Source organism: Thalassospira lucentensis (genome assembly GCF_001613805.1).
Taxonomy (GTDB): Bacteria; Pseudomonadota; Alphaproteobacteria; order Rhodospirillales; family Thalassospiraceae; genus Thalassospira; species Thalassospira lucentensis_A.
Map to the genome: position 1 here is coordinate 39,475 of NZ_LPVY01000007.1, position 21,629 is coordinate 61,103.

19 protein-coding genes are annotated in these 21,629 nt (G+C 54.0%); 12 read left to right on the forward strand and 7 right to left on the reverse strand.

Annotated features, from left to right (window positions below; translation table 11 throughout):
* Positions 1–69: 69 nt before the first annotated feature.
* A complete protein-coding gene (locus AUP42_RS08315) occupies positions 70–576 on the reverse strand; it encodes a GNAT family N-acetyltransferase (RefSeq protein WP_062950810.1) in 507 nt (168 codons plus the stop codon).
* Between the two features lie 11 nt (positions 577–587).
* Complete coding sequence (locus AUP42_RS08320; RefSeq protein ID WP_062950811.1) at positions 588–1,721, reverse strand: type III PLP-dependent enzyme; 1,134 nt, start codon at positions 1,719–1,721, stop codon at positions 588–590.
* A gap of 599 nt (positions 1,722–2,320) precedes the next feature.
* Here AUP42_RS08320 and AUP42_RS08325 point away from each other — a divergent pair.
* The 3 genes from AUP42_RS08325 to AUP42_RS08335 all read left to right on the forward strand — a co-directional run bounded on the left by AUP42_RS08325 (position 2,321) and on the right by AUP42_RS08335 (position 4,658).
* A complete protein-coding gene (locus tag AUP42_RS08325; RefSeq protein WP_062950812.1) occupies positions 2,321–3,547 on the forward strand; it encodes an SLC13 family permease in 1,227 nt (408 codons plus the stop codon).
* 11 nt (positions 3,548–3,558) lie between these two features.
* A complete protein-coding gene (locus AUP42_RS08330; RefSeq protein WP_062950813.1) occupies positions 3,559–3,972 on the forward strand; it encodes a DUF3830 family protein in 414 nt (137 codons plus the stop codon).
* 92 nt (positions 3,973–4,064) lie between these two features.
* Positions 4,065–4,658 (forward strand): DedA family protein, encoded by a 594-nt coding sequence (locus AUP42_RS08335; RefSeq protein WP_062950815.1) that lies wholly within the window; start codon positions 4,065–4,067, stop codon positions 4,656–4,658.
* Positions 4,659–4,718: 60 nt separating this feature from the next.
* Here AUP42_RS08335 and AUP42_RS08340 read toward each other — a convergent pair whose 3' ends face one another.
* Positions 4,719–6,365: a U32 family peptidase gene (locus AUP42_RS08340; protein WP_062950819.1), complete on the reverse strand. Its 1,647-nt coding sequence runs from the start codon at positions 6,363–6,365 to the stop codon at positions 4,719–4,721.
* Positions 6,366–6,636: 271 nt separating this feature from the next.
* Between AUP42_RS08340 and AUP42_RS08345 the strand changes: the two genes are divergently transcribed.
* Genes AUP42_RS08345 through AUP42_RS08355 form a run of 3 tightly spaced genes read left to right on the forward strand, consistent with a single transcriptional unit; the run spans position 6,637 to position 9,843 of the window.
* Positions 6,637–7,131 carry a MarR family winged helix-turn-helix transcriptional regulator gene (locus AUP42_RS08345; RefSeq protein ID WP_197468257.1) on the forward strand — a complete coding sequence of 165 codons (495 nt, stop codon included), beginning with the start codon at positions 6,637–6,639 and terminating at the stop codon, positions 7,129–7,131.
* Positions 7,132–7,147: 16 nt separating this feature from the next.
* Complete coding sequence (locus tag AUP42_RS08350; RefSeq protein WP_062950822.1) at positions 7,148–8,293, forward strand: HlyD family secretion protein; 1,146 nt, start codon at positions 7,148–7,150, stop codon at positions 8,291–8,293.
* Complete coding sequence (locus AUP42_RS08355; protein WP_062950823.1) at positions 8,290–9,843, forward strand: DHA2 family efflux MFS transporter permease subunit; 1,554 nt, start codon at positions 8,290–8,292, stop codon at positions 9,841–9,843. Before AUP42_RS08350 ends, AUP42_RS08355 begins: the two co-directional genes overlap by 4 nt.
* A gap of 53 nt (positions 9,844–9,896) precedes the next feature.
* Here the strand turns inward: AUP42_RS08355 and AUP42_RS08360 are convergent, their stop codons facing one another.
* Together AUP42_RS08360 and AUP42_RS08365 are read right to left on the reverse strand one after the other, a co-directional pair.
* Complete coding sequence (locus AUP42_RS08360) at positions 9,897–11,444, reverse strand: alanine/glycine:cation symporter family protein (protein WP_082824710.1); 1,548 nt, start codon at positions 11,442–11,444, stop codon at positions 9,897–9,899.
* Between the two features lie 54 nt (positions 11,445–11,498).
* Positions 11,499–11,945, reverse strand: coding sequence for a universal stress protein (locus AUP42_RS08365; RefSeq protein WP_062950825.1), 447 nt, complete (start codon positions 11,943–11,945; stop codon positions 11,499–11,501).
* Between the two features lie 247 nt (positions 11,946–12,192).
* Between AUP42_RS08365 and AUP42_RS08370 the strand changes: the two genes are divergently transcribed.
* From AUP42_RS08370 to AUP42_RS08390, 4 genes are all read left to right on the forward strand, one after another.
* Entirely contained in the window at positions 12,193–12,648 is a 456-nt protein-coding gene (locus AUP42_RS08370) for an Lrp/AsnC ligand binding domain-containing protein (protein WP_062950827.1), read from the forward strand.
* 398 nt (positions 12,649–13,046) lie between these two features.
* Positions 13,047–14,402, forward strand: a complete 1,356-nt coding sequence (locus tag AUP42_RS08380) for an NAD(P)-dependent oxidoreductase (RefSeq protein ID WP_062950830.1) — start codon at positions 13,047–13,049, stop codon at positions 14,400–14,402.
* Positions 14,403–14,422: 20 nt separating this feature from the next.
* On the forward strand, positions 14,423–15,700 hold the full coding sequence (preA, locus tag AUP42_RS08385) for an NAD-dependent dihydropyrimidine dehydrogenase subunit PreA (protein WP_062950831.1): 1,278 nt from the start codon (positions 14,423–14,425) through the stop codon (positions 15,698–15,700).
* A 34-nt stretch (positions 15,701–15,734) separates the two neighbouring features.
* Positions 15,735–17,012, forward strand: a complete 1,278-nt coding sequence (locus AUP42_RS08390; RefSeq protein WP_062950832.1) for a Zn-dependent hydrolase — start codon at positions 15,735–15,737, stop codon at positions 17,010–17,012.
* Between the two features lie 63 nt (positions 17,013–17,075).
* Here the strand turns inward: AUP42_RS08390 and AUP42_RS08395 are convergent, their stop codons facing one another.
* Entirely contained in the window at positions 17,076–17,840 is a 765-nt protein-coding gene (locus AUP42_RS08395; protein WP_231858203.1) for a substrate-binding periplasmic protein, read from the reverse strand.
* A gap of 169 nt (positions 17,841–18,009) precedes the next feature.
* The gene (locus AUP42_RS08400; protein WP_062950834.1) at positions 18,010–18,651 is read right to left on the reverse strand and encodes a TetR/AcrR family transcriptional regulator; all 642 of its coding nucleotides are present in this window, start codon (positions 18,649–18,651) and stop codon (positions 18,010–18,012) included.
* 423 nt (positions 18,652–19,074) lie between these two features.
* Between AUP42_RS08400 and AUP42_RS08405 the strand changes: the two genes are divergently transcribed.
* Together AUP42_RS08405 and AUP42_RS08410 are read left to right on the forward strand one after the other, a co-directional pair.
* The gene (locus AUP42_RS08405; protein WP_062950835.1) at positions 19,075–20,406 is read left to right on the forward strand and encodes an aspartate aminotransferase family protein; all 1,332 of its coding nucleotides are present in this window, start codon (positions 19,075–19,077) and stop codon (positions 20,404–20,406) included.
* Between the two features lie 179 nt (positions 20,407–20,585).
* The gene (locus AUP42_RS08410) at positions 20,586–21,452 is read left to right on the forward strand and encodes a nitrilase-related carbon-nitrogen hydrolase (RefSeq protein ID WP_062950836.1); all 867 of its coding nucleotides are present in this window, start codon (positions 20,586–20,588) and stop codon (positions 21,450–21,452) included.
* The last annotated feature ends 177 nt before the right edge of the window (positions 21,453–21,629 follow it).

Consider the following 21,629-nt stretch of genomic DNA (forward strand, 5'->3'; position numbering starts at 1 on the left):
GAAAAGCCCCGCAGCACTGGCTGCGGGGCTTTTTTCATCAGATCACGGTCGTTTAATCAATGTGCCAACTCAATGTGTCATCTGGCCGGTTGCCCGAAGGATGCCCGTGGAACCCGAAAGGGCATCACCATTGCCAAGATTGATGCCAAGGAACCGGTGGCGATCAAAATAGCCGGGCATCAAAAGCCCGTTGGCAGGAGCCGCATGGAAGCCGAAGCGCGCGTAATAATCCGGATCGCCGACCAGCAGAACCGACTTGTGCCCGGTTGACTGTGCGGCATTCAGTGCCGCATACATCAAACCCGCACCAACGCCCGAGCCGCTGTAGGCCTTTTCAACCGCAAGTGGCCCCAGCAACAGCGAAGACCCGCTGTCACCGGCTTTGACATTCCACAACCGAACCGTACCGATCATGTGTTTGCCGTCGTGGGCGACAAACGCCAGACCGTCAGCCGGAAGGCGGCCACAGCGCAGCAATTCAGACGATTTCTGAAAGCGCGCCGGACCCATGACGCGATCAAGCAGCTTTTCACGTTCGACGTGCGAAAGGCTGTTTTCGCGATCAATTACGATCATCGATGCGATCCCTAGATCACATAGGCGGTCAGCGGTGCGAAACCGTTGAACGCCACCGAGGCATAAGTGGTGGTATAGGCACCGGTTGCTTCGATCAGAACCTCGTCACCGATGGTCAGCGCAATCGGCAGATCATAGGGTTTCTTTTCGTAAAGCACGTCGGCCGAATCACAGGTCGGACCGGCAAGAACGCACGGTGCAACATCGCCGCCGTCATGGATCGTGGTGATCGGATAACGGATTGCTTCGTCCATGGTTTCGGCAAGGCCGCCGAATTTACCGATATCGAGGTAAACCCAACGTACCGGATCATCGGCATGTTTACGCGAAATCAGAACGACTTCGGCTTTGATCACACCGGCATCACCAACCATGCCACGGCCCGGTTCGATGATGGTTTCGGGCATGTGGTTGCCGAAATGTGTGTGAAGCGCGTCGATGATTGCGGCACCGTATGCTTCGGTTGCCGGAACGTCGCGCAGATAACGGGTCGGGAAACCGCCACCCATATTGACCATGCGAAGGACAATGCCCTTTTCGGCAAGGGTGCGGAAAATCGACGAGGCTTCTGCAAGGGCTGTGTTCCAGGCATCAAGATTGCATTGCTGCGATCCGACATGGAAGGAAACGCCGTATGCGTCCAGACCCATGTGATGGGCATGCTGAAGAACTTCAAGTGCCATGCTCGGCGCGCAACCGAATTTGCGCGACAGCGGCCATTCGGCACCTTCGCCATCGGTCAGGATGCGGCAGAATACACGCGAAGCCGGGGCGACACGGGCAATCTTTTCGACTTCTTCTACGCAATCAACGGCGAACAGGCGAACACCCAGCGCATAGGCACGCGCAATGTCGCGTTCCTTTTTGATGGTGTTGCCAAACGAAATACGCTCCGGGCTTGCACCTGCGGCCATCGCCATTTCGATTTCAGGCACGGATGCAGTGTCGAAGTTGCTGCCAAGATCGGCAAGCAGGCTGAGCACTTCCGGTGCCGGGTTTGCCTTGACCGCATAGAAAACACGGGAATCCGGCAGGGCACGGGTGAAGGTTTCGTAGTTGCGCTGAACTACGTCAAGGTCGACAACCAGGCACGGACCTTCCGGTCGGTTCTGGGCGAGAAAATCGATAATACGCTGAGTTGCCATTGGGGCGTTCTCCCATTCCACGATATGGCAGCTTGCGGTACCTGATGCGTTTAGGCGCGGTGGAGGCGCAGTAACGCGGACTACCGACAGGCTGATAAGCTCCGGTGCCTACCGGAACTTGCGAAACTTTTTGCCTCGCTATGGATGGGAGTTTCCCGTCCGCACGTAGGGCAATGATGGTGTGCCTCTTCAGTGTCGGTGGTATTTGGACAACCACCTGAGACCAAAAAAGCCCTACACCGTCGTTGCTTTAAGTAAGTCCTACGGGTTCCATCTAGCAGGACCACCACAGGCACGTGCGACTTTGGGCAAGTCGCGATGTACGCCTGTTGAACCTCGCGTGCAAGTGAAATTTTATGGCGTTTTGTCATGAGACAACCGCAGAAACGTCGAACAATTCATGTTGCTTCGCACAAAATGGCGCGAATGGCCGGTTTTTGGATTGGCAAGAACGCGATTTATCGGATTTCAACATGGGGCATTGCAATTTGTGCATATCCCGCAGAGTGTCCGAGATGAGATTGACCGCGTCCGATTACCAGAGTAGCGATAAATAACAGGCGGCTATTGCGCGCCGAATTTAAACAGGATGGCACAGATTGGATTGGCTGGTTGTTGCCGTATTTGTCGGGGTCTATATCGGCATGGCGCTGGGGCGTTGGCCGGGGCTTGCGATCAATCGCACGGGGATTGCGCTTATCGGGGCGCTTGTGCTGCTGCTAAGCGGGGCGGTTGACGGGAATGCGGCACTCGCATCGGTCGATTTCGCGACACTTTCGGTTTTGCTGACATTGATGGTGTTGTCATCGCAATATGCTGCCAGCGGTTTCTTTGACTGGATCGGCAACCGGATCACCCATCTTGATTTGACCCCGAGCGGGCTTCTGGCTGGGGTAATTGCAATTTGCGGCGGCCTGTCGGCGGTGATGACCAACGATGTTGTCGTCTGGGCGGTGACGCCAATCCTGATACAGGGCGTGATGGCGCGCCGTCTTGATCCGCGTCCCTATGTGATTGCCGTGGCGTGTGCTGCCAATGCGGGATCGGCCGCGACCCTGATCGGTAATCCGCAGAACCTTATGATTGCCGAATTCGGGCAGCTTGATTTTACCGCCTTTCTTCTGGCGTGTGGTGTGCCTGCCCTGATCGGACTTTTGATTGTGTATGGCGTGATCGCCTATGGTCCGATGACGCGGGCCGCGTTTGATCCGGTGTCAGATGGCTCCGCACTGGACGAAGGCGGTCCGATCAAGCTTGACCGACCGATGCTGGTCAAGGCGGTGGCAGCGACAATTGCGGTAATTACGATCTTTATCTTTGTCGAGGACCGCGCCCTTTGGTCATTGCTGATTGTGGCTGTGCTGTTGCTTAGCCGAAGGCTTGGTACTGATCAGGTGCTGGGCCGGGTCGACTGGCATTTACTGGCCCTGTTTTGTGGGTTGTTCATTGTTACCGGGGCAATGGCCGGGGATGACGCGATTGCTACCTTTTTCCGCGATGCGCTTTCAGGGCTTCGGATTGATAACCCGGCGGTGCTGGCCACCCTTTCGCTTGCGGGAAGTAACACGATTGGCAATGTGCCGCTGGTGATGATGTTGCTGTCTCTTGGCCCGGAATGGACGCCGGAACTGTTGCACGGGCTTGCAGTTTTCAGCACATTGTCAGGCAACTTTTTAATTGTCGGTTCGGTCGCCAATATCATTGCGGTCGAACAGGCCCGCGCCGCCGGTATTACCGTCGGCTTTGGCGATTACGCCCGGATCGGCATCCCGGTTACCGTGATCAGCCTTGCGTTTGCGTGGGGCTGGATCATGATGTTTGTTTGAATGGATTTATGATGACCAAGATTAAAATCACCGCAGGCCCGTTCACCTTTGATGGTGTGCTTGAAGTCGACAAGGCGCCGCAAACCTGCAAGGCATTCATGGATCGCATGCCGTTTGAAAGCAAAGCCGTGCATGTCCGCTGGAGCGGCGAGGGTGTATGGATGCCGCTTGGCGATTATCAGTTCGGCGTTGGTTATGAAAACCATACCAGTTTCCCGGCACCGGGCCAGATTATTCTGTATCCCGGCGGCATCAGCGAAACCGAAATCCTGTTGGCCTATGGCGGCGTTCATTTCGCATCGAAGGTCGGGCAGCTTGCCGGCAACCATTTCATCACGGTTACCAGCAATCTTGAAGACCTTGAGAAGCTCGGCAAGATGACGCTTTGGGAAGGTGCCCAGCCGATCCGGTTTGAGATGGCGTAATAATATTCAGGGTGTGAAGCGGCACACTCGCTTATGAGGCCAGCCTGATCTAGAACACTTTTTATCTTTGGGACAGGCAGGCGAGTGCGGACGTGTTTGAAACAATCAATCTTTGGATTCAGGATCACCAGCAACTGGTCTATAGCCTGATCTTTACCTATTGCGTGAGCAAGGCCAGCATCCTGCCGGTTTTTGTCGGCATCTTTGTCGTGTCCGAAAGTCTTCTGATCGGGCCATCCATGATCGCGATGATTTCCGGCGCATTTGTCGGGGACATGGTGAGGTTCTGGCTGGGACGAAAATATGGCGATGCGATTGTCAGAAAGCTGCCAGAGTCATTTTCAAAGTGGCTGGGCAAAACCATGCGCCTGTTTGAGCATTATGGCGTCGCCTATATCATGCTGTGTCGCTATCCCAACACCATCCGCTCTATCAGTGTGTTCCCGGTCGGAATGAGCTCAATGTCGTTTATGCGGTTTCTGCCGCTGAGTATCGCATCGATCTTGATTTGGATCGGGTCGTTCTTTGCACTTGGATATGTCTTGGGCGAGGGGATGTCGGAACTGCTGGAACGCAATCTGACGCTGCTTAGTCCGATCCTGCTGATTGTGTTTCTCGGGCTTGGCTGGTTTGGTCTGCGTCGGATCGACAAGCTGGAGCAGCAGGCCGAAAAGGCCATCATGTAGCCCAAAAGAAAACGGCAGCCACATTGGGCTGCCGTTCCTGTATCCGGGCGTTGTGAATGCCTATTCAGCGGCAATCGTCTTGCCGTCTTTTTCCAGCATTTCGCCCTGTTTGCGTTTGGCAAGGATTTCGCGGGCTTTGGCATAGCTTTCATCGTGCCAGAAGATCAGGCAGCCGTTACAACCACGGCCGCAGCATCCTTTGGTGCCGACGCGAGGTGTGCGGAAAGAGCGTTCTTTCTGGCGGTCATCAAGGGCGGTCTGAAGCGCTTCGCGTTTGGCGTCATAGCGTTCTTCGTTGCCTTTGCCCATTTCGATCTTGTGGCCTTCCTGATCAAGTTTCAGGCGTTGCCATTCGTCTTCGGACAGGGCCTTCTCCTTACGCACGATGGTCATCGGCAGGATTTCACGCTTAAGGAATTCGGGGTCTTCCTGTTCAAACAGTGAAAACGGAAGGCGGATGCGCGGATGGGTATTGGCATGAACCGCTTCGCCGACCTTGCCGGTGGCAGCATCAATGAATTCATACATGCGGATGAAAATGGTCTGGCGTGAACGCGGTGGGACGATTTCAATGACGTCACCGGGCAGCATGCGGTTTTTGACCGACATAATGAAGGCATCGTCTTCGACTTCCTCGATCATCCCGGCAAATTCCCAATCGGACACATTGGTATTGCTGTCATAGCCATGTGCATAATTGGTCAGGCGGCCATCATGGAACGCCAGCGTATAGCCACGGTTCGGGATGGTCGCCAGTTCCTTCATATATTCTTCGGCAGACCAGTTTTCAGGGTCTTTGTACCAGTCATCAATCGCCATGCGATAGGCACGTGCCACCAACCCTGCATAATAGGGGCTTTTGCCGCGGCCTTCGACCTTGAGGCTGTCGACACCGATTTTCAGGTAATCTTCAAGCTTCGGCATGATGCAAAGATCGCGCGAATTCAGGATGTAGGAACCGCGTTCGTCTTCCTGAATTTCCATCAGTTCACCCGGACGCATGTCTTCTTCAAGGAAGAAGTCAAACATTTCGAGGTTTTCCTCGGTCAGTTTGAGTTCCTTGACCGTGCCGTCCTTGAGCTTCATGTGGACTTTGTATTTCCAGCGGCACGAATTGGCGCATGCGCCCTGATTGGCGCCGCGTTCGGCCATGAAGTTCGACAGCAGGCAACGCCCGGAATAGGTCATGCACATCGAGCCATGCACGAAGGCCTCGATCTTGATGTCCTGGCATTTGGCGCGGATTTCAGTCAGTTCCTCGTAGGAAACCTCACGGCCCAGAACGACCAGTTTGGCACCGATACTTTGCCAGAATTTGACCGACTGCCATGAACAGACATTAGCCTGTGTCGAAACATGCAGGTCAAGTTCCGGGGCATGTTCACGGACAAACATGAAAACACCGGGATCGGCAACGATCAGCCCGTCCGGGCGGACCTTGCGCACGGTGTCGACATATTCTGGCAGCTTGTCGATATCCTTGTTATGCGAAAACAGGTTCAGCGTCAGATAAACGCGAACGCCATGTTCATGGGCAAATTCGATCCCTTCGACCACATCTTCAAGCGACATCTGGCTTTTGACCCGAAGCGACAGGTCCGGCGTGCCCATATAAACCGCGTCAGCCCCATAAAGGACGGCGACTTTCAGTTTTTCGAGCGAGCCGGCGGGCATCAGCAATTCGGAACGACGCGATTGATTACTCATCACTTGCGGGTCTTTTCTTTTGGGTACGGGAATCTCTCTGTCCGTCGGAATTCAATGATCCGGCGGTGAATTTGCGCGTGTCATATCACAATCGCACAACGCTTGCCGATCAAAATCGCACATTTCACCGTAATTGCAAAGCAGACCCGATGACCGGCAGCCATGAATGGCTTGCATAAGGGATGTGAAATTATATGACTTGTGGTCATTTGTGAATTTAATATATATTACTTACTATATATCAACCAATCTAATTTGACAGAGGCACCCATTGGCGTCTTTTAGCGATCCAAAACAGAATATCGGCTTCCTGATGAAGGACGTGACCCGCCTGATGCGGCGTAATTTCATGCGTCATGCTGGTGATTTCGGCCTGACGCAGGCGCAGATGCAGGCCATGGCCTATGTCGCGCGCAAGGAAGGCATCCGGCAGGTCGCCTTGGCAGAAATGCTCGAAATCCAGCCCATCACGACGGCGCGTCTGATCGACAAGCTGGTCGAGGAAGGGCTGGTTGAACGCCGTCCGGACCCCGATGATCGTCGTGCGGTGCAGCTTTATGTAACCGCAAAGGCAACCGAGTTGCTGGAACGGATCATGGTTGTTGCGGCATCTGCCCGCGAAGAGGCGATGATCGGTATCACGCCGGAAATGCAGGAAATGCTGATTTCCGTTCTTGGAAAGATGCATGAAAACCTGATGGTGGCCGAACCGCGACAGAAAACGCCCGAAAGCGCCCCCACCAAAACGAAAAAGTCAAAAGACTGAAGCAAGGCCCTGTATCATGACCGAGAAAAATGAAAATGCTGGCGCATCTGCTGGTAACGAACAGAATGTTGCCAAACGCAAGAAGCACTGGTTGCGTCCCGTATTGCTTCTGGCCGGACCACTTGCGGTGATTGTCGGCGGGGCATACTGGTATTATTCCGGCGGGCGGTTTGTCGGCACGGAAAACGCCTATATCCATGCCGATATGGTTGCGATCAGTCCGCAGATTGACGGACCGATCAGCGAAATCCTGATCCATGAAAACCAGCGGGTGGAAAAGGGAGACGTCTTGTTTCGCATTGATCCGCGCCCCTATCAGATTGCAGTTGAACGTGCACATGCCAACCTTGCCGCCACTGCGCAGGAGATTGAGGCGCTGAAGCAAAGCTATGAAGAGCTTCAGGGCAGTCTTGAACTGGCGAAGATCAATCTGGATTTTGCCAAAAAGAAATATGACCGGCAGGCGGCATTGCGCAAAAGCAATGTCGCGTCGCAGGCATCCTTTGACGAAGCCCAAAATGCGCTTTTGGCAGCAAAGCAGCGCATCGTCCTTGATCAGCGGGCGATGAAAACCACATTGGCGAAGCTCGGCGGAAATTACGACACACCGATTACGGATTTGCCGCAATATCAGCAGGCCAAATACGCGCTTGATCAGGCCGAACTTGATCTTGCCCATACCGAAATTACCGCCCCGTTCCGCGGTGTGATCAGCAACAAACCCGAAGAAGGTGCCTATGCCAAGGCAGGGCAGGCGATGGCGAGCCTTGTTTCGAGCGATGCCGTATGGATTGATGCCAATTTCAAGGAAGTTGATCTGACTTATCTTGAACCGGGACAGGAAGCCGAGATTTCGGTCGATGCCTATCCGGGCAAGGTCTGGCACGGTGTGGTTCATTCGGTTGCCCCGGCTACCGGTGCAGAATTTTCGGTGATTCCAGCCCAGAATGCGACGGGCAACTGGGTGAAGGTCGTGCAACGGGTCCCGGTGCGGATCGCCGTTGACATTGAAAATGGCGGTCCTGAATTGCGGGCTGGCATGAGCACCGAGGTCGAGGTGGATACCCATCACAAACGCGAACTGCCGGCCTTTGCCGCCGCCGCACTTGGCTGGATCGGGATCAATCAGGCCGAAGCTGGTACCGAAGGGGCCGTGCAATGAATGCAGCCGCCACGGCGGCCAGCGAGACCACGCCGCTTGAACGCGGTCTGACCACCGTTTCGATCATGCTTGCGACGATCATGCAGGCACTTGATACCACTATTGCAAACGTTGCCCTGCCGCATATGCAGGGTAGTATGGCCGCCACCCAGGATCAGATTTCCTGGGTGCTGACATCCTATATCGTTGCCGCCGCGATCATGACGCCACCGACGGGCTTTCTGGCGTCACGGTTTGGTCGCAAGAAGTTGTTTCTGGTGTCTGTCACCGGTTTTACCATTGCCTCCATGTTGTGCGGGGCGGCTGTTTCCCTGCCGGAAATGGTTGTGTTTCGCTTGTTGCAAGGTGCGTTTGGTGCCGGGTTGGTTCCGCTGTCGCAGGCAGTTTTGCTTGATACATACCCCAAAGAAAAGCATGGCTCGGCCATGGCGATGTGGGGCATGGGTGTGATGCTAGGCCCGATCCTTGGACCGACACTGGGCGGGTATTTGACCGAGTATTACAATTGGCGCTGGGTGTTTTACATCAATCTGCCCGTTGGTCTTTTGGCCCTTGGCGGGATCATGGCCTTTGTGCCCGAAACCGATAAACGAAAAGGGCTTTCATTTGACTGGTTCGGCTTTGCGTTGCTGAGCCTTTCGATTGGCGCGTTGCAGATGATGCTTGATCGCGGGGAAAGCCAGAATTGGTTTTCGTCGTCGGAAATCCTGATTGAAACGGCCTTGGCGGCGGTGTGCCTTTATATGTTTATCGTGCATATGTTTACGGCCAGAAATCCGTTTCTGGAGCCGGGGCTGTTTGCGGACCGGAACTTTGTTATCGGGTTGTTCTTTATCTTTATCGTCGGTGTGGTGTTGCTTGCGACATTGGCATTATTGCCGCCGTTCTTGCAAAATCTGATGGGATATCCAGTGGTGACGGCAGGGATGCTGCTTGCGCCGCGCGGGGTTGGCACGATGATCGCCATGATGCTTGTCGGGCGGTTGATCGGCAAAATCGATATCCGGCTTCTGATCCTGTTTGGCCTGTTCATGACAGCCTTGTCACTTTACCAGATGATGGGCTTTACGACCGAGGTCAGCGAATTCACGATCATCCGCACCGGGATCATTCAGGGGATCGGGCTCGGCTTTATTTTCGTGCCGCTCAGCACGATTACCTTTGCCACCCTTGATCCGCATTATCGGACCGAGGGTACGGCGATGTTCAGCCTGATGCGCAATATCGGATCAAGCATCGGCATTTCAGTGATGACCACGATGCTGACGCAGAATACCCAAGTGATGCATGCAAGCCTTGCCGCGACCCTGACGCCATTCCGGATGGCGCTGCAAAGCCCGTGGCTGCCCGAAACTTGGGACTGGCAGAGTGCGACCGGTGCAGTCACCCTTAATCAGGTTGTGACAGCACAGGCCAATACGGTTGCCTATCTGAATGATTTTCAGGCGATGATGTGGATCGTGATTGCAGTGGTGCCCTTGCTGCTTTTGATGCAGGGGCCAAAGCGCAAGGCACCGTCTCGTGACGAGCATATGGAAGTTATGGAATAGGCCAAATCAAGCCCCCTGCGCGAAAGGCAGGGGGCTTTTGGTTTGATCGTGGGTCAGGCTTCTGCTTCGGCAGCAGCGGATTTGTCGACTTTGCGGATTTCGCCACGGTCGATTTTGGCCCAGTATTGGTCCACTTCGCCGCGTACGACCGACATCAGCAGATAAAGGCCAATGACGTTCGGAATGGCCATGGCAAAGATCATGGAATCCGAGAAGTCAATCACGGGACCGAGGCTCATGCTTGCCCCCACGATGACACACAGGCAGAAGAACAGCTTGAAGATGATCTCCTTGCCTTTGCCTTCTCCCACAAGATAGGTCCAGGCTTTCAGGCCGTAATAGGACCATGACAGCATGGTTGAAAAGGCAAACAGGACCACGGCAAGTGCCAGTACCAGAGGAAACCATGTAAAGGCTGATGCAAATGCCGCCGATGTCAGTTCAACACCGGTCAGGCCGGAATTGAGTTCGCCGCTGATGGTAATGACAAGGGCGGTCATGGTGCAGATCACAACAGTATCGATAAACGGTTCAAGCAGGGCGACATAACCCTCTGTCACCGGTTCCTTGGTGCGAACTGCCGAATGGGCGATGGCAGCTGAACCAATACCGGCCTCGTTGGAAAAGGCTGCACGTTTGAAGCCCTGGATCAAGGCCCCGACAACGCCACCGGCCACACCGGCCCCGGTAAAGGCCCCAACGAAAATGTCGCTAAACGCCTGACCGACCATGCCGATATTGCTGATGATAATAACCAGCCCGGCGGTGACATAAATGACAGCCATGAAAGGCACGATTTTTTCGGTGACCTTGGCAATCGATTTGATGCCGCCAATGATGACCGAGCCAACGATGACGGCCATGATCAGGCCGAATAGCCAGCCGCTTCCGGCAAGGAAGCTGTTTTCACCACCGGTAACATTGACGACCTGCTGGAAGGCCTGATTGGCCTGAAACATATTGCCGCCGCCAACGGCACCACCGATGCAGCAGATCGAAAAGAGGATGGCGAGCGCCTTGCCCAGTCCGGGTTTGCCTTTTTCAGCCAAGCCTTTGGACAGATAATACATAGGCCCGCCCGATACGCGACCATCGGGATATTCATTGCGATATTTGACCCCTAATGTGCATTCGGTGAATTTCGACGCCATGCCCATCAAACCGGCAAGAATCATCCAGAATGTCGCCCCCGGTCCGCCGATGGAAACCGCGACGGCAACACCGGCAATATTGCCAAGGCCAACGGTACCTGACAGGGCCGTTGCCAATGCCTGAAAATGCGAAACTTCGCCCGCGTCATCGGGATGTGAATAATCACCTTTCACCAATGCAATCGCATGGCCGAATTTGCGGAATTGCACGAAGCCGAAATAAAGCGTGAAAATAGCGGCGGCAATCACAAGCCAGCCGACGATCAGCGGGAAATCATTCCCCGCGATGGGGACGGAATAGAAAATTGTACCGGCAATGACATTTGAGATCGGCGCAACGGTTTCGTTGATGCGCTGGTCAAGCGACCCTTCCTGCGCCATCGCCATGAAGGGAAGAATAGTCGCCGTTATGCCGGCGGCCCACGCCGGGACTCTGTACTGGCAAGACATGAGAACTCTCCGATTTTGATTGTTTTATGTTTTTGACTGCAAACCCGGTGGTGTTCAGGGCACTACGGTAACGGGCACGGGACTGGCCTGAACCAGTGTCAGGGCAAGGCTGCCCAGTAATCGCGCGCCAAGGGCTGTGCCGCCCTTTCGACCAAGGACGATCTGTGTGGCTTTCTTTTCCTTGGCGATCTGGCAGATCAGTTCGCCGGAATGGCCGTATCTGACCTCGTAGGTCATTGGGATATTGCGGTCGGTAAAAACACGAAGTGCCGGGGCAAGGGTGGCCTCGGCACGGGAAAGTTCTTCGGTTCGGCGTTGATGGCGTTCTTCAAGTTCCTGGGCCGACAGAAAGCTGTATGGCGACCATTCCAGAACATAGATGACATGTACCGGGCATCCTTCGGCGGCGGCCCGGTTGGCGGTAAATTGAACCGCGCGGTATGCTGCCTCTGTCCCGTCATAGCCAATCAGGATCGGCTTCACGGATGGTGTCTGTGACATGGTGAAGTCCCTTTTTGCGATAGTTGTTCGTTGTCGGTTTTCCACTCCCGTTACGCCGGACTTGATCCGGTCTTGCCGACATCCGCTGGTCGCTGACGCCTGTGCGACCCGGGCCAGCGGTTTGCTGCCGTTGGTTAATGATACGACTTTATGACAGGTTGTTTTTCCTAAAGTTGATTTGATCGATGGGTAATTTCACTTATTATTTTAGTTATAATAGGAAATTTAATTACATTAGAGGTGCCAAATGGGTGTTTTGGACAAGATTGATCTGGCGGTTCTGCGCGAAGTTGCTGTGAATGGCCGGATTACGGTTACGGATCTGGCGCATCGCGTCGGACTATCGAAAACACCCTGTGCCCTGCGTCTGCGACGGCTGGAAGAAAGTGAACACATCCTTGGTTATCGGGCGATCCTTCATCCGGAAAAAATGGGGGCCAGCCATATTGCGTTTGTTCAGGTGATCCTGACCGATACCAAGACCGAGGCGCTTAATGCATTCAACAAGGCCGTGCGGGACGTGCCTGAAATAGAGCAATGCCACATGATCGCGGGGGCGTTTGATTACCTGATCAAGGTGCGCAGCCGCGATATTGGTGATTATCGCCGCGTGCTGGGCGAGAAGATTTCTGAACTGCCATATGTGTCGCACACATCGACCTTTGTTGTGATGGAAGCAGTCAAGGACAGCTATTCGTTATAGCCTTCTGGCGACGAAAGCGCAAAAGCGACAGAAATGCAGGATAAAACTGCAAGTTTAATAACCTGTATTTTTAATCTTGACCAAATGATCAGGATTGGACATGCTGTATCTGTCAGAGAGAGGCATCTGTACGCGCTATCAAACGGGAATAACCCGAACTTCATAAAAGCGCGGCAGATCAAATACTGGGAAACAGTTCGGCGGTAAGCCGGACGGATACGCCAAGAATGTCATTGATAGAAGACCCAGAGTTGGTCGGGCCCGCCCGTTCACATGCGCCATAAATCCATCCGAAGCCCTTTGCGGCTTCCAGCGCGGCTGGTCTTTTGAGGATGCCATTCTTGTTTTGTCTCTCGCTGACGCCAGGAGAGGACGCCTTTTTGGCAGGGAGACAAAACATGACCATCTTGCAGGGCAAGCAAGTTTCGAAATCAGGTGCGATCCATGGTGTTGGCCATAACGACGCTGATGACGGCTTTTCCGATCTGCATCCGCCTTATTCCACCTTGCAGGCCATGGCCGAAAGCAATCGCTGCCTGTATTGCTATGATGCGCCGTGCGTTACAGCATGCCCGACATCAATCGATATTCCGGGCTTCATCCGCAAAATCAGCACCGGAAACCCGGACGGGGCGGCCAAAACCATCCTGTCGGCCAATATCATGGGTGGCACCTGTGCACGTGCCTGCCCGACGGAAGTACTGTGCGAACAGGCCTGCGTGCGTAATGTGTCCGAAGATGTCGCGGTTGAAATCGGCAGTCTGCAGCGTTTTGCGGTTGATCACCTGATGGCGCGCGATGAATTGCCCCATCCGTTCAAACGGGCCCCCCTGACCGGTAAACAGATTGCGGTGGTCGGTGCCGGTCCGGCGGGGCTTTCATGCGCGCATCGCGCGGCGATGCTGGGCCATGATGTGACGGTGTTTGAGGCCAAGGCAAAGCCGGGCGGGCTTAATGAATATGGTCTTGCGGCGTACAAAATGACCAATGATTTCGCCCAGCGCGAGGTTGAATTCCTTTTGGGCATTGGCGGCATCCGGATCGAGTATGGCAAGGCGCTTGGCCGTGACATCCGTCTTGGGGCTTTGCGTGACGGATATGATGCGGTGTTTGTTGGGGTCGGGCTTGGCGCGACCAACGAACTTGGCCTGCCGGGAGAGGCATTTGATGGTGTCGATGACGCGATTGCCTTTATCGAGCAACTTCGCCAGACCGAACCGAAATCCGACATGCCGGTTGGCAATAATGTGATCGTGATCGGCGGTGGCAACACTGCAGTTGATGCCGCCATTCAGGCCAAACGCCTTGGTGCCGACGAAGTCACATTGGTCTATCGCCGTGGGGCCGAACATATGTCGGCGACCGAATATGAACAGGAACTGGCCAAGATCAATGGCGTGGTTGTGCGCCACTGGGCCAAGCCGATTGCGATCAAGGCCAATGGTAAACTGATCGGAATGGAGTTCGAGAAAACGGAACTTCGGGACGGTAAGCTTGTCGGTACCGGCGAGAAATTTGAAATCCGTGCCGATCAGATCCTGAAGGCCATCGGGCAGAAAATCAAAACAGATGACCTTGCCGGAATGGAAATTGCCGGGGGCAAGATCGTGGTCGATGAAAATTACCAGACAACCGCCTCTGGCATCTTTGCCGGTGGGGATTGCATCAAAAGTGGCGAGGACCTGACAGTCCAGTCGGTCGAAGACGGCAAACAGGCCGCAATTGCCATCGATGCGTTCCTTAAAACCGCATAAGCCAGAAAGGGAGAGAGAAAATGGCTGATCTAAGCTGCAAAATTGCCGGGATTGATTCACTCAACCCGTTCTGGCTGGCCTCCGCACCGCCGACCGACAAGAAATACAACGTTGTTCGCGCATTTCAGGCCGGATGGGGCGGGGTTGTCTGGAAGACGCTGGGGATTGATCCGCCAGTGGTTAACGTATCGTCGCGCTATGGCGCGCATCATGACCAGAACCGTCGTTTGCTTGGTATCAACAATATCGAACTGATTTCCGACCGGCCGCTTTCGGTCAATCTTCAGGAAATCCGCGAATGTCGTAAAGAATATCCCGACCATGTGATCATCGGATCGATGATGGCCCCGATTGAAGAACGGGCATGGAAGGATTTGGCACAACAGATCGCCGAAAGCGGCGTGCACGGGATAGAACTTAACCTTGGCTGCCCGCACGGCATGTGCGAGCGCGGCATGGGATCGGCCATCGGGCAGGTGCCTGAAATGGTCGAACAGGTCACCCGCTGGGTCAAGGATGCGGTCGATATTCCGGTCTTTACGAAGCTGACGCCAAACATCACCAATATCCTGTGGTCGGCAGAGGCCGCACTTAAAGGTGGGGCGGATGCCGTGTCGCTTATTAACACCGTTAACTCGATCATTTCGGTCGATCTTGACAGCATGGTTCCCGAACCGATTGTTGATGGCAAGGGTACGCATGGCGGTTATTGCGGATCGGCGGTAAAGCCGATTGCGCTTAACATGGTGGCCGAAATTGCCCGCACGCCGGAAACCCGCGATCTGCATATTTCCGGCATCGGCGGGATTACCACATGGAAAGACGCCGTTGAATTCATGGCGTTGGGGTCAAACGCGGTGCAGGTCTGCACGGCTGCAATGATTTATGGTTTCCGCGTTGTCGATGATCTGATCGATGGCATGAGCCAGTGGATGGATGACAAGGGGTACACCAGTGTCGAACAGTTCACGCGTGCGGCCGTGCCGCAGGTCGCGAACTGGAACGAGCTTAACATGAATTTCGATACCAAGGCGGTGATCAACCCGGACAATTGTATCGAATGTGGCCGTTGCCACATCGCTTGCGAGGATACATCGCATCAGGCGATTGCGATGAATGTCAAGGAAGACGGGCACCGTGAGTTTGTTGTCATCGACGAGGAATGTGTTGGTTGCAACCTTTGCTATCACATTTGTCCGGTGCCTGATTGCATCACCATGGAACCGGTCAAAACCGACAAGCCTTACATGACCTGGCCGGAACATCCGTTAAACCCGATGCGGCAGGCTGCCGAGTAATCCCAAGCCGGAAGACAGACAAAAGGATATCTAAATGACCGTTCAACCAAGTGTGCGCAATCTGTCGATCAATGGCGACCGGCTTTGGGACAGCCTGATGGAAATGGCAAAGATCGGCAAAACCGCCAAGGATGGCGTTTGTCGATTGGCGCTGACCGATCTGGATCGTGAGAGCCGAGACTTGTTCATCAAATGGTGCAAGGCCGAGGGTTGCACGATCCGCATCGACAAGATGGGAAATATCTTTGCACGCCGTGAAGGGCGCAATCCCGATCTGCCACCGGTGGTGATGGGAAGCCATCTGGACAGCCAGCCGACAGGGGGAAAATATGATGGTGTTTATGGTGTGCTTTCGGGGCTTGAAGTAATCCGGGCTCTGAACGAAGCCAAATACGAAACCGAAGCACCACTTGAAGTCGTTTGCTGGACCAACGAAGAAGGGTCGCGCTTTGCCCCGGCGATGGTCGCATCGGGCGTGTTTGCCAAGGTTTTCGACCTTGAATACGGTCATTCGCGCGCTGATGTCGATGGCAAGACGATGGGCGAGGAATTGAAACGCATCGGCTATCTTGGTGATGACGAAGCCACGATTGATGCCCATCCGATGGGCGCGTATTTCGAGGCCCATATCGAACAGGGCCCGATCCTTGAAGATGAAGGCAAGGATATCGGCATTGTCACCGATGCACAGGGGCAGCGCTGGTACGAAATCAAGTTCACCGGTGTTGAGGCCCATGCCGGCCCGACGCCGATGAAAACCCGCAAGGATGCATTGTTGGGTGCGTCGCGTGTGGTTGATCTGGTCAACAGGATCGGTCTGGATCGATCCCCACTGGCCTGTGCCACGGTTGGCATGATGCAAATCCATCCGAACTCACGCAATGTTATCCCGGGTGAGGTGTTCTTTACCGTTGATTTCCGCCATCCAGATGACGCGGTTCTGGCCGATATGGACAAAGCTCTGCGCGATGGTGTTGATAAAATTGCATCCGAAATCGGCCTTAAAACCGAGTTTGAGCAGATTTTCTATTACGCGCCGGTTCCGTTTGACAAAACCTGCGTCGACGCGGTTCGCAATGCGGTTGAAATCGGTGGATATTCCGCGCGCGAGATTGTGTCGGGTGCGGGGCATGATGCCTGCTATCTGGCGCAGGTGACCCCGACCGCGATGATCTTTATCCCGTGTGTCGATGGTATTTCCCATAACGAGATTGAGGAAGTTCACAAGCACTGGTCAGATGCGGGAGGGCAGGTTTTGCTGCATGCCGTTCTGGCCAAGGCCGACGAGACGGTCATGACACAATCGGTTTAGACTGATATCAACTACCTCCCATGAATACTCCAGACTGGACCGGCCTCTGTGCCGGTCTTTTTGTCAGTTGCTGTTAGATTTGGGCAGGTGAAAGGCAACCCATTCGGAAAGCTGCCCGCTGTCGTTCAGTTCAGTGATCAAGTTGTTGATCCGGGCGACATGCCGCACGCACGGGCTGCTGCGCGAAAACATGAATTGAACTTCGTTCACGGCCAGTGGTGGTTCAATGGCAATAACCTGTTGGTCGATGCCGTCAATCGCGACATTGGCCATGCCGTCATATCGCCCGAGCAATACATAATCGACCCGCCCGTTCAACAGGATATCGAATATGCGGTTGCCAGTTGGTGAATAAATCATGTCGAGCCTATCGGCGGCAAACCGGTCAATGAAATCGCCGTAGCTTCCGCCTTGGGGGCGCGCACCGCTGTGACCGATGAGGCTGTCGATGCTGTGAACTGAAAATTGCCGGTCAACATGCTGAAAGACCATCACATCATCGGATGCATAAGGAAGTGAATAAATGAAAGTCATTGCGCGTTCGGCCGTGTAATAGGCACCCGCCATCACATCGATTTCACCGGCTTCGAGCATCTGGATCGACCGGTTCCAAGGGACTTCAAGATGCACTTTCAGGCTGATATTATTTTCCTGTGTGTATCGACGCAGGATATCAATCGAAATACCTTGCGCGTGGCCGTTACTGCCTAAGTAAGAGATCGGTTCCCATCCTGCGGCACCGCCAACAACAATCTGTTTGCAGGTATCAGATGCGGCATGGGCATGATTGATGATTGCGGACAGGACAATGCAAGGCAGGACAAGCATAGGCATGACGCCCAATTGGATCGCGTACAAGAATACGCGTTGAAAATACATGCTTATCCCCCCTGAAAACCGATCAGTGTTTGTCGATTTCAGATTTGGAAGCAGAGTATCTTTTACAACTATTCGTTAGTGTGGGGACGGGCAGGCAGCTTTGTTGCGCCGGTTGCCTTTAAGACAGGCCAACACCCTTTAGAATGATGCGCACGACATTTTCCTTGGCCTCTGCGAATTGGGTATCCGACAGCGGTTGATTGTTGTTAAAGATTTCAATCTGGCGGGCAAAGTCGGCGTAATGCTGGGTAGTGGCAAAGATCATATACATCAGCGAGTAGGGCTCAACCTTGTCCATTTTCCCCTCGGTGATCCAACGATTGATCACCACTACACGGCTATCAAGCCAGTTTTTGACAGTGGTTGAAATGTAATCGGATGAAAATTTTGCCCCACGGATGATTTCATGAGCCCAGACGCGTGAACCATGCGGGCGGGCACGCGACAAATCCATTTTGGCTTCAATATAGCCGCGCAGGATTTCGGCCGGGTCGGAACTATTTTCAAATGTCATTGCTGCTTCAAGCCAATGATCGCAAATGTCTTCCATGATACGGCGATAAAGGGCTTCTTTGGTGCTGAAATAGTAATGCACATTGGCCTTGGGTACATTGGCAATTTCGGCGATCCGCGCGGTGGTTGCTCCCTTGAAGCCGTAATCGGCAAAAACCAGTTCGGCAGCGGCGAGAATTTGCTCTTCGTTTTCCTGACGAATGGCGGCCTTGTGTGCACCGTTCAGTCCGGATTTGATTGCAGTCATCGACGTTCCCCGAAATTGCGTCATTTATCTTGACCGTTTGGTCAGGTTAAAATAATCTCTACTTTAGATACTAAAAAGCAAGCTTAAAATACGCGCCGAACCAACCGGGTATGTCCAAAATTTTGAACAACACCGGTGAAAGATAAACAGAAATTCGGTGCCGTAAACAAAAATCAGGGTCGCTGAAATGGCATTTGGCAGTCGAAAATTCGAAACCAGTTCCCGGTGACTTTAAAGCGCTAGTGCATGGGAGATTCCCGTGCTAACGATTTTTTCTGCACCCTTATCAGGTGTAGTCCAGACTGCCCTATGTGCGACATATCGCTCAGTCGGGGCGGTCTGGCTATTTAATAAAGTCGGACATTGATTTGGCCCGCCAAAACGATGTCAGGGAAGCACAAGAAAGGTACGGGAGACCTTTTTATGACAGCCACCACGAAAATCAGCCGACCGAACGATCTTTCGGCATTCTGGATGCCGTTTACGGCGAACCGCCAGTTCAAGCAGGCCCCACGCATGCTTGTCAGCGCGGAAGGCATGTATTACCAGACCGATGACAACCGCCAGATTCTGGACGGTACTGCAGGGCTTTGGTGCTGCAACGCTGGTCACAAGCGCCCCAAGATCGTCGAGGCGGTCAAGGCACAGATGGACGAACTGGATTATGCCCCGGCATTCCAGATGGGGCATCCCAAGGCGTTCGAGCTTGCCAGCCGTCTGGCGCAGCTTATGCCGGGCGATCTGAACCATGTTTTTTATACCAATTCCGGATCTGAATCGGTTGAAACCGCGCTTAAGATCGCGATTGCCTATCACCGGGCACGAGGGGACGGGCAGCGGACCCGATTGATCGGTCGTGAGCGCGGCTATCACGGTGTCAATTTCGGCGGTATTTCGGTCGGTGGTATTTCGGGCAACCGAAAGACCTTTGGACAGATGCTGGGCGGGGTTGACCATATCCGTCATACCTATCTGCCTGATGAAAACGGTGTTACCCGCGGCATGCCGGAACACGGTGCGTTTCTGGCCGATGATCTGGAACGCATTTGCGCGCTGCATGATCCGTCAACTATCGCGGCCGTTATTGTTGAGCCGGTTGCAGGGTCGACCGGTGTTCTGATCCCGCCAAAGGGCTATCTGGAACGCCTGCGCGAGATATGCACCAAGCATGGCATTCTTCTGATCTTTGATGAAGTCATTACCGGTTTCGGTCGCCTTGGCGCCCCGTTTGCGGTGGATTATTTTGGTGTTCAGCCGGACATGGTAACGACGGCAAAGGGGCTTACCAACGGCACGATCCCCATGGGGGCGGTTTTCGCCACTGACGACATCCATGACACGTTCATGACCGGTCCGGAAAACATGATCGAGCTGTTCCATGGCTACACCTATTCGGGCAACCCGGTTGCCTGTGCGGCGGGCCTCGCGACGCTTGAAACCTATGAGGAAGAAGGCCTTTACACCAAGGGGCAGGAACTTGGCCAATATTGGGAAGATGCGGTTCACAGTCTGATTGATCTGCCGAAGGTCAAGGATATCCGCAACCTTGGCCTGATCGGTGCGATCGAACTTGAAAGCATCGAAGGCTTCCCGACCAAGCGGGCCTTTAGTGCATTCCTCAAGGCGTTCGAGAAGGGCATCCTGATCCGCACCACGGGCGATATCATTGCGCTTTCACCGCCGCTGATCATTGAAAAATCTCATATCGATCAGCTGTTTGGCACGCTGCGCGAAGTGTTGAAGGAAATTGACTAAGGACTGATTCCAGCTCTGCCCCATTGCGGGCAAGGTAGGCGAAAGCTGTTGGGAAACGTTACGTTTCACGATTTTCCGGTTTGCGTCCCATCATGGGAATTGGGGGCGCAGACTGGACCAAGCCACAAGATCGGCGAAAGCCGGCACATGGCACATATCAGATCAAGGAGGTATCTCGGATGTCTATGCTGAGAGGCGGACTGATTCAGATGAGCCTTAAGGGTTCAACCGAACAGTCGCCGGACGAAATTCGTCAGGCCATGATCGACGCGCATCTGCCCTATATCGAAGAGGCAGGGCGGCAGGGCGTGCAGGTTTTGTGTTTTCAGGAAGTGTTTACGCAGCCCTATTTCTGCCCCAGCCAGGACAGGAAATGGTATGACGCGGCCGAAGAAATCCCGAACGGCCCGACCACGCAACTGATGTGTGAACTGGCCAAGAAACACAAGATGGTCATCGTCGTTCCGATCTACGAGCAGGAAATTACCGGTGTGTATTACAACGCCGCCGCCGTGATTGATGCCGACGGGACCTATCTCGGCAAATATCGCAAAACCCATATCCCGCAGGTTGCCGGTTTCTGGGAAAAGTTTTTCTTTAAACCGGGTGTTTCGGACTGGCCGGTGTTTGATACCCAGTATTGCAAGCTTGGCGTTTATATCTGCTATGACCGGCATTTCCCCGAAGGCTGGCGTGCACTGGCGCTTAATGGCGCTGAATATATCGTCAATCCGTCAGCAACGGTGGCTGGGCTTTCGGAACATCTGTGGAAGCTGGAACAACCTGCATCGGCGGTTGCCAACGGATGTTATATCGGGGCAATCAATCGTGTTGGCCGCGAAATGCCTTGGGATATCGGTGAGTTTTACGGCCAAAGCTATTTCGTCAATCCGCGCGGCGTGATCGAGAAGGAAGCATCGCGCGATCAGGACGAACTGATCGTGCATGACATGGATATGTCCATGGTGCGTGAAGTCCGGAACACATGGCAGTTTTTCCGGGACCGTCGGCCTTCGACTTATACCCGCCTGACCGACGGCAACTGAGATTTTAACGGCGAACGGAGCATGAGCCCCGCTCGCCGTTTTGCTTTGACCGACATTTTATATTCCGGCGCCAAATGACCGGGCAAAAGACAAGTCGGCAAGGTTCAGGGCAACGACCCTGAGGGAGGCTTTAGAGAGACATTCGATCAGGGGATACCCCATGACGTTAAAAGCAGT